The sequence below is a fragment of the Curtobacterium sp. L3-7 genome (genome assembly GCF_048756585.1).
Classification (GTDB): Bacteria; Actinomycetota; Actinomycetes; order Actinomycetales; family Microbacteriaceae; genus Curtobacterium.
Map to the genome: position 1 here is coordinate 2,951,179 of NZ_CP151474.1, position 12,356 is coordinate 2,963,534.

10 protein-coding genes are annotated in these 12,356 nt (G+C 70.6%); 2 read left to right on the forward strand and 8 right to left on the reverse strand.

The annotated features are described in order from the left end of the window. Window positions 1-27: 27 nt before the first annotated feature. Window positions 28-897 (reverse strand): signal recognition particle-docking protein FtsY, encoded by an 870-nt coding sequence (ftsY, locus tag AAEP80_RS14255; RefSeq protein ID WP_281264880.1) that lies wholly within the window; start codon window positions 895-897, stop codon window positions 28-30. A gap of 204 nt (window positions 898-1,101) precedes the next feature. On the opposite strand from ftsY, the gene AAEP80_RS14260 reads away from it, so the two are divergent. Further along, window positions 1,102-2,133 (forward strand): TerC family protein, encoded by a 1,032-nt coding sequence (locus tag AAEP80_RS14260; RefSeq protein ID WP_420364883.1) that lies wholly within the window; start codon window positions 1,102-1,104, stop codon window positions 2,131-2,133. Window positions 2,134-2,252: 119 nt separating this feature from the next. Here the strand turns inward: AAEP80_RS14260 and AAEP80_RS14265 are convergent, their stop codons facing one another. The 7 genes from AAEP80_RS14265 to AAEP80_RS14295 all read right to left on the reverse strand — a co-directional run bounded on the left by AAEP80_RS14265 (window position 2,253) and on the right by AAEP80_RS14295 (window position 11,426). Then, on the reverse strand, window positions 2,253-5,990 hold the full coding sequence (locus tag AAEP80_RS14265; protein ID WP_420364884.1) for a chromosome segregation SMC family protein: 3,738 nt from the start codon (window positions 5,988-5,990) through the stop codon (window positions 2,253-2,255). Window positions 5,991-6,056: 66 nt separating this feature from the next. Beyond that, on the reverse strand, window positions 6,057-7,028 hold the full coding sequence (gene mutM, locus AAEP80_RS14270; RefSeq protein ID WP_420364885.1) for a bifunctional DNA-formamidopyrimidine glycosylase/DNA-(apurinic or apyrimidinic site) lyase: 972 nt from the start codon (window positions 7,026-7,028) through the stop codon (window positions 6,057-6,059). A 3-nt stretch (window positions 7,029-7,031) separates the two neighbouring features. After that, complete coding sequence (rnc, locus tag AAEP80_RS14275; RefSeq protein WP_420364886.1) at window positions 7,032-7,826, reverse strand: ribonuclease III; 795 nt, start codon at window positions 7,824-7,826, stop codon at window positions 7,032-7,034. Between the two features lie 13 nt (window positions 7,827-7,839). Next, window positions 7,840-8,043, reverse strand: coding sequence for a 50S ribosomal protein L32 (rpmF, locus tag AAEP80_RS14280; RefSeq protein WP_058728177.1), 204 nt, complete (start codon window positions 8,041-8,043; stop codon window positions 7,840-7,842). An 85-nt stretch (window positions 8,044-8,128) separates the two neighbouring features. Continuing rightward, window positions 8,129-8,644 carry a YceD family protein gene (locus AAEP80_RS14285; RefSeq protein ID WP_420366875.1) on the reverse strand — a complete coding sequence of 172 codons (516 nt, stop codon included), beginning with the start codon at window positions 8,642-8,644 and terminating at the stop codon, window positions 8,129-8,131. 70 nt (window positions 8,645-8,714) lie between these two features. Beyond that, complete coding sequence (coaD, locus tag AAEP80_RS14290; RefSeq protein WP_413601671.1) at window positions 8,715-9,206, reverse strand: pantetheine-phosphate adenylyltransferase; 492 nt, start codon at window positions 9,204-9,206, stop codon at window positions 8,715-8,717. A 30-nt stretch (window positions 9,207-9,236) separates the two neighbouring features. Then, complete coding sequence (locus AAEP80_RS14295) at window positions 9,237-11,426, reverse strand: ATP-dependent DNA helicase RecG (RefSeq protein WP_420366876.1); 2,190 nt, start codon at window positions 11,424-11,426, stop codon at window positions 9,237-9,239. Between the two features lie 139 nt (window positions 11,427-11,565). On the opposite strand from AAEP80_RS14295, the gene AAEP80_RS14300 reads away from it, so the two are divergent. After that, window positions 11,566-12,129 carry an RsmD family RNA methyltransferase gene (locus tag AAEP80_RS14300; RefSeq protein ID WP_420364887.1) on the forward strand — a complete coding sequence of 188 codons (564 nt, stop codon included), beginning with the start codon at window positions 11,566-11,568 and terminating at the stop codon, window positions 12,127-12,129. The last annotated feature ends 227 nt before the right edge of the window (window positions 12,130-12,356 follow it).

The following is a 12,356-nucleotide window of genomic DNA, read 5'->3' on the forward strand; positions in this document are numbered from 1 at the left end:
CCTGTACTGCCGAGACGGTACCCGGAATCAGCCGACGAGGTTCTGCACGAAGACGTGCGGGGTGAAACCGGTCAGGTCGTTGATGCCCTCGCCCTGCCCGATCAGCTTGATCGGGATGCCCGTCTTCTCCTGCACGCTCAGCACGAACCCGGCCTTCGCGGAGCCGTCGAGCTTCGTGATGACGAGCCCGGTCACACCGGCGCCCTCGATGAAGGCCTGCGCCTGCGCGAGCCCGTTCTGCCCGGTCGTCGCGTCGAGCACGAGCAGGACCTCGGAGATCTCGGTCTGCTTCTCGACGACGCGCTTGATCTTGCCGAGCTCGTCCATCAGGCCGGCCTTGGTGTGCAGACGACCCGCGGTGTCGATGACCACGATCTCGGTGCCCTCTCGCATGGCCTTCTCGACGGTCTGGTACGCCACCGACGCCGGGTCCTGGCCGGGCTGGGCGGGGCGGACAACGTCGACCCCCGCACGCTGGGCCCACGTCGCGACCTGCTCGACCGCCGCCGCACGGAAGGTGTCCGCCGCGCCGACGAGCACCGTCCGGTCGTAGGTCTTCAGGAACTTGGCGAACTTGCCGATCGTGGTCGTCTTGCCGACGCCGTTCACGCCGACGACCAGGACCACCGCGGGACGCGCGCTGAGCTTCAGGGTGGTGTCGAGCTTCGAGAGCCGTTCCTCGAGCACCTCGCGGAGCATGCGCTGCAGGTCGGCGGGGTCGGTCGTGCCGTAGCGGTCGACGCGGGCGTGCAGGTCCTCGATGATCTCCTCGGAGATGTCCGGGCCGAAGTCAGCGCCGATCAAGGCCGTCTCGAGGTCGTCCCACGTCGTCTCGTCGATGGTCTTCCGCTGGAAGAGCCCGCGCAGCCGGGAGGACAGTGACCAGGAACTCGCCATGTTCCCAGCTTAGGGCGCGGCGGCTGATGCCGGTCCCCGGTATGCTCGGCCACACGAAGGGGAGTATTCCCTCTCGGTGACCCCGTCAGTACGGTCCGGAACGATCCGGACCCGGGGCGCCGGTCGCGATCGGTTGCAGCAGGTCGCGGCGGAAGAGACCTTCAGGCCTCGGCGTACCCGGTACGCCCCCTGAAGGGAAACTCCTTGGACGTCCCGTTCCTCGTCTGGATCATCACCATCGCCGGCATCCTCGGCCTGCTGGTGTTCGACTTCTTCTCGCACGTGCGCAAGCCGCACGTCCCCCACATCCGCGAGTCCGCGTTCTGGTCCGTCGTGTACATCGCCCTGGCGATCGTGTTCGGCATCGGGATCTGGGTCTTGGGCGGCCACCAGGCCGGCGGTGAGTACTTCGCCGGGTGGCTGACGGAGAAGGCCCTGTCGGTCGACAACCTGTTCGTCTTCCTCATCATCATGTCGTCGTTCGCGGTGCCGAAGGAGTTCCAGCAGAAGGTCCTCCTCGTCGGTGTCGCGATCGCCCTCGTGGCCCGTGGTCTGTTCATCGCGCTCGGCGTCACGATCATCGACAACTTCTCGTGGGTGTTCTACCTGTTCGGGGCGCTGCTGTTCTGGCTCGCGTGGTCCCAGGCCCGCAGTGGGAACGACCACGGCGCAGACGAGGGCGATTCCCGCCTCATCCGGATCCTCAAGCGCGTCATCCCGACGTCGGACCACTACGACGGTGACCGCCTGACCACGAAGGTCGACGGCAAGCGGCTGTTCACCCCGATGCTGCTCGTCATGGTCGCCATCGGCCTCACCGACGTGCTGTTCGCGCTCGACTCGATCCCCGCGATCTTCGGTCTGACGCAGGACGCCTTCATCGTCTTCACCGCGAACGCGTTCTCGCTCCTCGGGCTCCGACAGCTCTACTTCCTCATCGCGGGACTGCTCGAGCGGCTCATCTACCTCGGCCAGGGGCTCGCCGTCATCCTCGGGTTCATCGGCGTGAAGCTCGTGTTCCACGCCATGCACGTCAACGAGCTGCCGTTCATCAACGGCGGCGAGCACATCGAGTGGGCGCCGGAGATCCCGATCTGGTTCTCGCTCGGGTTCATCATGCTGACGATCGCGGTCGCGACGGTCGCGTCCCTCGTGGTCTCGAACAAGCGCCGTGCGCGCGGCCTGACCCCGACGGGCTCGCAGCCCACGGTCGCCGCCGAGGCCGACGCGAAGTAGCCGCGAAGTAGCCGCGAAAGCGACAGTTCCCCGCCGGAGTCCAGCGGGGAACTGTCGCTTTCGCGGTACTCCCCCGCGGGTAGCCGGGCAGCCGGGCAGCCGGCGCCCGCGGGCAGGCGCTACGCGGCGTCGCGACGCTGGACGCGCTGGCCGACCACGGCCGAGACGCCGTCCTGCCGCATGGAGACGCCGTACAGCGCGTCGGCGATCTCCATCGTGCGCTTCTGGTGCGTGATCACGATGAGCTGCGAGGCCTCGCGGAGTCGTTCGAACACGGTCAGTAGCCGCCCGAGGTTCGCGTCGTCGAGCGCCGCCTCGACCTCGTCCATGATGTAGAACGGCGAGGGCCTCGCGGTGAAGATCGCCACGAGGAGCGCCACCGCCGCCAGGGACCGCTCGCCGCCCGACAGCAGCGTCAGCCGGTCGATCTTCTTGCCTGCCGGCTTCACCTGCACGTCGATCCCCGTCCCGAGCAGGTCGGTGGGGTCGGTCAGCGTGATCGACCCGGACCCACCGGGGAAGAGGATCGGGAAGATGACGTCGAAGGCCTCGCGGGTGTCGTTGAACGCCGACTCGAAGATGGTCTGCATCTTCGAGTCGAGCTCCTCGATGATCGTCATGAGGTCGGTGCGGGTCTTCTGCAGGTCCTCGAGCTGCTCGGCGAGGAACGCGTGCCGCTGCTCGAGCGCCTGGAACTCCTCGAGCGCGAGCGGGTTGACCTTGCCGAGCTGACCGAGGTCGCGTTCGGCCGCCTTCAGCCGGCGCTCCTGTTCGGCGCGCACGTAGGGCACCGTCTCGACGTCGGTGAGGTCGACGTCCTCGGTCGCGTCGAACTCGGGCAGCGCGGGGCCGCCGGGCAGGGTCGACTCGGCGTCGACGAGCTCGGGGACGTCCACGTCCACGTCCACGTCCACGTCCACGGAGTCCACGTCGGCGGAGTCGAGGGAGTCCGCGTCGACGTCCTCGTCCGGAGCGACCGCGGCTGCGGCGGCGGCCGCCCGTGCGGCATCCCGGTGCTTCCGCGCGAGCACCCGGGGGTCGATGAGCACGTCGACGGGCACGGGCACGTCGGGCCCGTACTCCGCCACCAGGACGGCCTCGACGAGCCCGAGCTCGCTCTGCGCCCGGTCGAGCACGCCGGACACGTGGAGCTTCTTCTCGTAGATCTCCATCTCGAGCGAGTGCACACCGTCGGTGATCGACTGCAGCCGGTCGCGGAGCTCGCGTTCCTCGTTCCGGATCGTCTGCAGCTCGGTGTTGCGCTTCGACCGCTCGGACTCCGCGGTCGCGAGTTGCACGCGCGCCTCGGCCAGCGAGCGGTCGACCGCGCCGAGCACCTCCGGCAGGTCCGCGAGGACACTCTCGGCCGTCGCCATCTGTCCACGTCGGATGACCGCGAGCCGTGCCGCTTCCTCGGCCGCCGCACGCTCCGCCTCGAGCTGCCGGTCGAGCTGGTCGGCACGCGACCGTTCGGCCCGCGCCCGCTCGCGCACGGTGTCGATCTGGATGCGCTGTTCGATCTCCGCGGCACGCGCCGCCTCGAGCGCGTCCTGCAGCGCCGGTCGTCCGGTGGCGTCGACGGTCGGTCGCGGCTTCTCCGCGTGCTCCTGCTGCGCCTGCTCGGCCTCGGCGAGGACACGTTCCGCTGACTCGACGGCACCGTCCGTCTCACCGAGCGCGGCCCGGAGTCGCTCGACCTCGGCGAGGGCGTTCTCCGCCTTCGCCCGGACCGACGCGCTCGTCCGGTCGTACTCCGCCACCGCAGCGGCGTGCGCGCGGCTCGTCCGGTCCGCGTCCTCCGCAGCGCGGCGTGCGTCGTCGACGTCGGTGCGAGCGGCCTGGAGGCTCGTGGCGAGCTCCGCCGCGGATGTCGCGATGGCATCGCGACGCGTCACCGCGTCGTCCCGTTCCGCGACGAGCTCGATGCGCGAGGTGGTCCGCTCACCGCCGCCGGTCACGCGGACCGCACGGACCAGGTCACCCGACCGCGTCACGACCGTCGCCTGCGGGGCGGCGGTGAGCACGGCCTCCAGATCGACGTCGTCCGAGTCGGCGACCAGCGTGTCCGCGAGGATCGCGGACAGCGCGGGCGGGCCGCTGACCAAGTCGAGGGCGCGGCGGACGCCAGCGGGTGCGGAGGAGCCGGCCGCGGTCCCTGCGGCGTCCGCGACGACCACGTCGATGCGGCCGATGTCCTCGGTGCGGGCGTGTGCGACGGCGTCGAGGGCAGCTGCGCGGTCCTCGGCCAGGACGGCGTCGGCGAGTCCGTCGAGCGCCGCGGCGATGGCGGCCTCGAAGCCGGAGGTGACGGTGAGGTGGTCGGCGAGCCGGCCGACGATCCCGGCACGCCCCGCCTCGATGAGCGCCTGGGAACCGTCGCGGACGTCGATCGACATGCCGAGTGCGGCCACGCGCGCCTCGAGCGCGTCCCGCTCGCGTTCCATGCCGTGCAGCCGGTCGCGGAGCTCGTCGCGGGCGGTCTGCGTCCGTTCGAGCCGCTCGCGCGCGGCGTCGAGCGCAGCCTGCAGGGCATCGGCGTCGGTGTCCGCCGACGGGTCCGTCCCGACGTCCGCGAGGGCCGCCTCGGCGATCCGGGAACGTTCGGCGGCCTCGGTGAGCGCGCGCTCCCGTCGCTCGCGGTCGGCGACGGCGGAGCCCCGCTTGGACCGTGCCACGTCGACCGCACTGGCGAGTCGCTGCGCGTCGAGGTCGTGCTGGGAGACGAGCGCTGCCTGCGCGGCGATCCGCTCGTCGAGGGCGTCGAGGGTCGCACGGGCCTGCCGGACCCGCTCGGCGGCTGCTGCCATCCCCTGCTGCATCGCGGTGGCCTGGGCGTCGAGCCGGTCTCCTTCGGCCCGGACGCCGGCGACCTGCTCGGTGGTGATCGTGGGGCCCTGCTGTGGGGCGTCCGACTGCTGTGCGAGGAGCATGAGCCGCTGGTTGGCGAGGCTCGACAGGCCGCGGAGCCGTTCCTGCACGCTCTCCAGTCGGTGCACGACCGTGCGGGCGCGGTCGACGTCGTCGCCGACCATGCTCTGCTCGACGTGCTGCTGCCGGGCGCGGGTCTGGTCGAGGCGTTCGGTGAGGACGATGCGCTCGGACTTCCGGCCGGCCTCGACCTCCTGGTGCTCGTGCAGCTCGCGGCGCAGGCGGACGACGTCGTCCGCCAGGATCCTGGCCTTGGCGTCGCGGGCGACGGCCGCGACGGACTGGGCCTTGCGTGCGACCTCGGCCTGGCGACCGAGGGGCTTCAGCTGACGACGGATCTCGCCGGCGAGGTCGGACAGCCGCGTGAGGTTCGTCTGCATCGCGTCGAGCTTCCGGAGGGTCTTCTCCTTGCGCCGACGGTGCTTCAGGATGCCGGCCGCCTCCTCGATGAAGCCGCGGCGGTCCTCGGGGGTGGCGTGCAGGACCTTGTCGAGCTGGCCCTGGCCGACGATGACGTGCATCTCGCGCCCGAGACCGGTGTCCGAGAGCAGTTCCTGCACGTCGAGCAGCCGGCAGTTCTCACCGTTGATGGCGTACTCGCTGCCGCCGTTCCGGAACAGCGTGCGGGAGATCGTCACCTCGCTGTAGTCGATCGGCAGGAGCCCGTCGGTGTTGTCGATCGTCAGGAGCACCTGTGCCCGGCCGAGCGGGCCACGGGTCGAGGTGCCGGCGAAGATGACGTCCTCCATCTTGCCGCCACGGAGCGTCTTCGCCCCCTGCTCCCCCATCACCCACGCGAGGGCGTCGACCACGTTGGACTTGCCGGAGCCGTTCGGGCCGACGATGCAGGTCACCCCTGGTTCGAACGCGAACGTCGTCGGTTGCGCGAAGGACTTGAACCCCTTGATGGTCAGGCTCTTCAAGTACATGGCGGTCTCCGGGTGTGTCGCTCGTCGCGCTGCTCGCTGGCTGGTGTCTCGCTGTTCGGCGTCAGGCTAACGCCTGCGAGCGCGCGGACGCGGCTGGCACACGGGGCAGATGTGGCTGGACCGGTTCATGAACGCCTCGCGCACGATCGTCGTGCCGCACCGCGGGCACGGCTTCCCCTGCTGCCCGTAGACGTTGAGGCGCTGCGAGAAGTAACCGGACTGCCCGTTCACGTTGACGTACTGGGCGTCGAAGCTCGTGCCACCGTCCTCGAGTGCACGCGCGAGCACGCTGCGGACCTCGTGGAGGAGCAGCAGCACCGATGCCCGCGGAAGACGGTCCGCCGGCCGGTCGTAGTGGAGCTTCGCGGCCCACAGCGACTCGTCGGCGTAGATGTTGCCGATGCCGCTCACGACGCCCTGGTCGAGCAGCACCCGCTTGATGCCGCTGGAACGCTTCCTCGCCATCTGCACGAACCGGTCGTCGTCGAACGCGGGGTCGAGCGGGTCGCGGGCGATGTGGGACACCTGGGTCGGGATGCTCCGACGCCACGGGGCATCGGGCTGTCGGTCGTCCACGACGCCGGCGAACCCTGCCGGGGCGCCGTCGATCGTGGGCACCATCGCGTCGATCGCCATCGAGCCGAACGTGCGCTGGTCCACGAACTCGAGCTCGACGGGAGACTCCGGCGTGCCGTCGCGGTCCGACCCGCCCGGCTGGACGTCGATGACGATGCGGCGGTGCTTCGCCGCTGGACGGTCGCGGCCGAGCAGGATCTGTCCGCTCATGCCGAGGTGTGCCACGAGTGCCTCTGCCCGGCCGTCGGCGCCCGGTTCGGCGAGCGGGAGCCAGATGAACTTGCCACGGCGGACGGCGGCGGCGATGGTCCTGCCGGTCAGTCGGTGTGCGAAGTCCTCGGCGGGGCCGTCGTGGCGCGTGAGGGCCCGTTCGTCGGCGACGTGCACGGCGAGGACCCGGGCGCCGCTGACCGCGGGTTCGAGGCCGGCGCGCACGACCTCGACCTCGGGGAGTTCGGGCACGCGCTAGGACCCGGCGGGCTCTGCGGCACCGGCGGGCTCTGCCGCGCGGTCTGGCGCCGCCGTCGTGCTTTCGTCGGTGCTGCGGCCGGAGAGGCGCGTCCAGGCATCAAGCGCCGCGGCCATCTCTGCGGTCTTCTTGCTCGACCCGGAGCCAGAGGCGATGTCCTCGCCCTGCAGCACGACGGTGGCGTGGAAGGTCTTGTCGTGGTCGGGGCCCTCTTCGGTGACCCGGTACGCCGGGTTGCCGAGGGCCAGCGACGACGCGAGCTCCTGCAGGCTCGTCTTCGGGTCCATCGCGGCACCGAACCGGTCGGGGTCGATGAGCAGCGGCTCCACGAGGCGCAGGACGAGCGCGGTCGCTTCGTCCGGTCCGGCGGAGAGGTACGTCGCGCCGATGACGGCTTCGACGGTGTCGGCGAGGATCGACGACTTGTCGCGGCCGCCGGTCAGTTCCTCGCCCTTGCCGAGCCGCAGGTAGGCGCCGAGGCCGTTGAGCCGGGCGATCTCCGCGAGGGCCACCGTCGAGACGAGGCTCGCCCGGCGCTTGGCCAGGTCGCCTTCGTCGAGATCCGGGAAGTCGCGGTAGAGCTTCACCGTCACGGCTTGGCCGAGGATGGAGTCACCGAGGAACTCGAGGCGTTCGTTGTGCCCGATGCCGCCGTGCTCGTACGCGAACGAGCGGTGCGTCAGGGCGAGCTGGAGCAGCTCCGGGGACACGTCGACCCGGAGCAGTGCACGCAGACGAGCGACGTCCGACCCCGCGGGGTTGGACCCCGTGGAGCCGGACGTCGCTGCCATGCGTGCTACCGAATCAGACGTCGGCGACCTTGCGGCCCTTGTACTCCATGTACAGGGCGGTGCCGGCCGAGTCCTCGACGACCTTCGCGCGGTGCGGGAGGCTGTAGGTGACCTTGCCGTTCTCGATCGTCTTCACGAGCTGGACCGGCGCGGCCTTCCACTGCGAACGACGGGCGTGCGTGTTGGCACGGGATTGCTTGCGCTTGGGAACGGCCATGGTGGTTCTCTTTCGGTTGGTCGGTGGTCAGTCGGTGGAGGTGCTGTGAGCGCCGTGCTCGGTCTTCAGCTGTCGTTCTCGGACTTCAGCTGTCGTTCTCGTCGAACGTCAGTCCGTCGAGCGCAGCCCAGCGGGGATCCGTCGGCTCGGGAGCCGTACGCCCCGTGTCTGCCAGGCGCTCGCCCGTCACCGGGTCGAGTCCTGGGCAGTCCGGTCGGCAGACCGGCTGGAACGGCAGTGACAGCACCACCGCGTCTCGAACGACCGGTTCAGAATCCACGTGGTCTTCGTGAACATGGAAGTCGAAATCCTCCGAGGCATCATACGCGAACAGCTCGGCGAAATCGACTTCGACCGGTTCGCTGATGTCGATGAGGCAGCGCGAGCACTGCCCGGTGGCCTCTGCGGAAGCGTGCCCGGAGACGAGCACGCCCTCGTGGAGGCCCTCGAGCCGGAGCTCGATGTGGATCGGAGCGCCCTCGCGAACGGCCACGACCCCTGCCCCGAGGGCCTCGGGGACGGTGATGTCGAGCGTGTGCTCGCGCATCTCGCCCGGGCGGTGCGCGAGGTCACGCACGCGCAGGGCGTAGGGGCTGTTCACGGGGGAAGACACGATCGACCATCCTAGCGCGGACGACGGCTGACGTCGAGGAGCGCGATGCCGTGTCGTCTCAGCCGACGGCGTTCCGGAGTGCGTCGTCCACCACGGCGGGCACGTACGGCGACACGTCTCCGCCGAGCGTCGCCACCTGCCGGATCAGCGAACTCGAGACGTGGGCACGCGATGCCTCGGGCAGCAGGAACACCGTCTCGACGTCGGCGAGGTGCCGGTTCATGATCGCCATCGGGGTCTCGTACGCGACGTCCTCGCCCGAGCGGACGCCCTTCACCAGGACCGTCGCGCCGACCTGCCGGCAGTAGTCGACGAGGAGTCCGGCGGTCCACTCCCCGACCCGGATGTTCGCCGGCGCATCGGTCTCGGCCAACGACTCCTCGATCAGCCGGACACGATCGACGGCGTCGAACATCGCGGTCTTCTTGTCGGGGTTGTGCACGACGAGGACGTGGACCTCGTCGAAGAGTCCTGCCGCCCGACCGATCACGTCGAGGTGCCCGAGGGTCACGGGGTCGAAGGAGCCGGGGACGACCGCGATCTGCGTCATACCCGCGACGATACCTGCCCAGCCGCCGGTTCAGTTCTTGCCGAGGAAGGCCGCGTCGGACTCGTCCAGACGCCGGGCGAGGGCGTCTCGGAGCTCGGGCTGCCCGTCGAGCGTCGGGTCGATCCCGAGCAGTCGTTCCGCTTCTTCCCGCGCGTCGACGATGATGTCGGCGTCCCGCACGACCCGGAGCAAGTTGAGGGACGACCGGCCGCCGGACTGCCGCTCCCCCAGCACGTCGCCTTCGCGGCGGAGCTCGAGGTCCACGCGGGCGAGCTCGAAGCCGTCGTCGGACCCTTCCACCGCATCGACTCGCTCGCGCGAGGTGGTCTCGAGCTCGGCGGTGGTGACGAGCAGGCACACGCCCGCGTACTGCCCACGACCGATGCGCCCGCGCAGCTGGTGGAGCTGGGAGACGCCGAACCGGTCGGCGTCGAGGATCGCCATCATCGACGCGTTCGGCACGTCGACACCGACCTCGATCACGGTGGTCGCGACCAGGACGTCGATCTGGCCGGCCGCGAACGCCGTCATCACACGGTCCTTCTCGTCGCCGGTCATCCGGCCGTGCAGGACCTCGATCCGGCGGCCGTCGAGGACCGGCATCGTGCGCATCCGTTCCGCCGTCGCGAGCACCGTGGCAGGCCCACGCTTCGGTGTGTCGTCATCCGCGTCGACTTCCGGCTCGCCGTCGTCCTCGGCGTGGGCGTCGTCGATCGCCGGGCAGACCACGAAGGCCTGCCGACCGGCGCCGAGTTCCTCGGCCATTCGCGTCCAGATCCGCGACTCCCACCCGGGGTGCTCGGCGAGCCCCACCGTGAAGGTCTCCACCCCCGCGCGGCCCGATGGCATGCCGGCGATCGTGGAGACGTCGAGGTCGCCGAAGACGGTCATCGCGACGGTGCGCGGGATCGGTGTGGCGGTGAGGACGAGTACGTGCGGCGGCCGCTCGCCCTTGGTGCGGAGGGCCTCACGCTGCTCGACACCGAACCGGTGCTGCTCGTCGACGACCACGAGGCCGAGCTCGGCGAAGTCCACCTTGTCGCCGAGCAGCGCGTGCGTGCCGACGACGAGCCGGGAGCTGCCGGACGCCGCCGCGAGGAGCGCACGACGGCGTTCGTCGGTGGACTGCGACCCGGTGAGGATGACCGGCCGGAGTTCGGCGGCGAGGTCGGGGCCGAGGAACTTCACGATCGACCGCAGGTGCTGCGCCGCCAGGACCTCGGTCGGGGCGATGAGGGCCGACTGCCCGCCGGACTCCGCGACCGTCAGCATCGCGCGGATGGCGACGAGGGTCTTGCCGGAGCCGACCTCGCCCTGGACCAGACGGTGCATCGGCCACGACTCCGTCAGGTCGTGCGCGATCTCGTCGCCGACGGCACGCTGGTCGTCCGTCAGGGTGAACGGCAGCGTCGCGTCGAAGCGCTCGAGGATCCCACCAGGTGACGCGGTCCGCGGGGTCGAGGCGGTCGCACGTGCGGCGATGCGGCGCTGCACCAGGGCGGTCTGCAGCACGAACGCCTCTCGGTAGCGGAGGGCGTCCTGCGCACGCTTGAAGTCGGACACCTTCTCCGGGCGGTGCAGCAGTTCGAGCGCGCGGCGGAACGGCACCAGGTCGAGTCGGGTCCTGACGCCGGACGGGATCGGGTCGGCGATGTCCGGCAGGGTGTCGAGCACCACCGCCATGGCCTTCGCGATCTGCCACGAAGACAGCGACGCGGTGGCCGGGTAGATCGGGATCGGCTGCCGGGAGAACCGGATCGCTTCCTCGGACCCGGGGTCGGCGGTCGCACGGGGGTCGTCCGCGTCGAAGAGTTCGTAGTCGGGGTGCGCGAGCTGCCGGGCACCGCGGTAGTCGCCGACCTTGCCCGCGAAGATCCCGCGGGCGCCGACGACGAGGTCCTTCGTCCGCCACCCCTGGTTGAAGAACGTCAGCGTCAGCAGGCCCTTGCCGTCGCCGATCTTCGCTTCGAGGATGGAGCCCCTGCGCTGGCGCATCGTGCGTTCGCGGACGTCGACGACCTCGGCGACGATCGTCACCGATTCCCCGATGGCGAGCGAGTCGAGCGCCGTCAGGGCACCGCGCTCGGCGTAGCGACGCGGAGCGTGCTCGAGGAACTCCCCCACCGTGCGGTACCCGAACGCCTTCTCGACCGCCTTGGCGGTGCGGCCGCCGAGCACGTTCGCGAGCTTCGTGTCCAGCGGCGCCGGACCCCACTGCAGGTCGGACGGGGCGGCCGGCGCGGCGGATCCTGAGGTGACCACACGGCAACGGTACCCGGCACGACCGACGTGCACCGAGCCTCCAGGACGACCTGTGGAGAACGTCGGAACGCGACCTGGTGGCCGCTACGGTTGCTGCATGACCCGCATCATCGCCGGCGCCGCCGGTTCCACGACGCTCCGGGTGCCGAAGTCGGGCACCCGACCGACGAGCGACCGGGTGCGCGAAGCACTGTTCTCCTCGCTCGAGTCGCGCGGGCTCGTCGACGACATCGCCGTGGCCGACCTCTACGCGGGGACGGGTGCGCTCGGGCTCGAAGCCGCGTCGCGCGGTGCGGTCGAGGTGGTCCTGGTGGACCGGGCTGCTGCTGCCGCGATGGTCTGTCGCGAGAACGCGCGCACCGTGCAGCAGCGGGTCCCAGGTGTCCGCATCGACGTGCACGCGCAGCCGGCCCTGGGGTTCCTCCGCGGGACCGTCCGGACGTTCGACCTGGTGTTCATCGACCCGCCGTACGACGTCACGGAGTCCGAGATCGCCGAGGTGCTCGACGCGCTCGTCCCCCGGCTGACGCGCGACGCCGTCGTGATCGTCGAACGCAGCAAGCGATCGCCGGAACCGACCTGGCCCGCCGGGCTCGAGCCGTTCAGCAAGCGCAGCTACGGCGAGACCGTCGCGTGGGAGGCCGTGGTCGCCACCGCCTGACGCGCGTGCGCTGCCGACGGGCGACGCTGCCGACGGGCGACGCTGCCGACGGGCGGCGCTGCCGACTCGGAACGACACCGCCGTTGTCGTACGACAGCGATCCTGTCGCTCCTTCCACGCGCAACAGTTGCGTGCGCCTGGCAACGACACCATCGACGTCGTACGACAGCGACTCTGTCGTTCCTTGCACGCGCAACCACCTCGCGCCGCCCGCGCGCCGCACCCGC

Coding starts and splice junctions, on each gene's coding strand:
- rpmF (WP_058728177.1), bottom strand. CDS start 8,043: ATGGCCGTTCCCAAGCGCAAGCAATCCCGTGCCAACACGCACGCCCGT.
- AAEP80_RS14265 (WP_420364884.1), bottom strand. CDS start 5,990: ATGTACTTGAAGAGCCTGACCATCAAGGGGTTCAAGTCCTTCGCGCAA.
- ftsY (WP_281264880.1), bottom strand. CDS start 897: ATGGCGAGTTCCTGGTCACTGTCCTCCCGGCTGCGCGGGCTCTTCCAG.
- coaD (WP_413601671.1), bottom strand. CDS start 9,206: ATGACGCAGATCGCGGTCGTCCCCGGCTCCTTCGACCCCGTGACCCTC.
- AAEP80_RS14300 (WP_420364887.1), top strand. CDS start 11,566: ATGACCCGCATCATCGCCGGCGCCGCCGGTTCCACGACGCTCCGGGTG.
- rnc (WP_420364886.1), bottom strand. CDS start 7,826: ATGGCAGCGACGTCCGGCTCCACGGGGTCCAACCCCGCGGGGTCGGAC.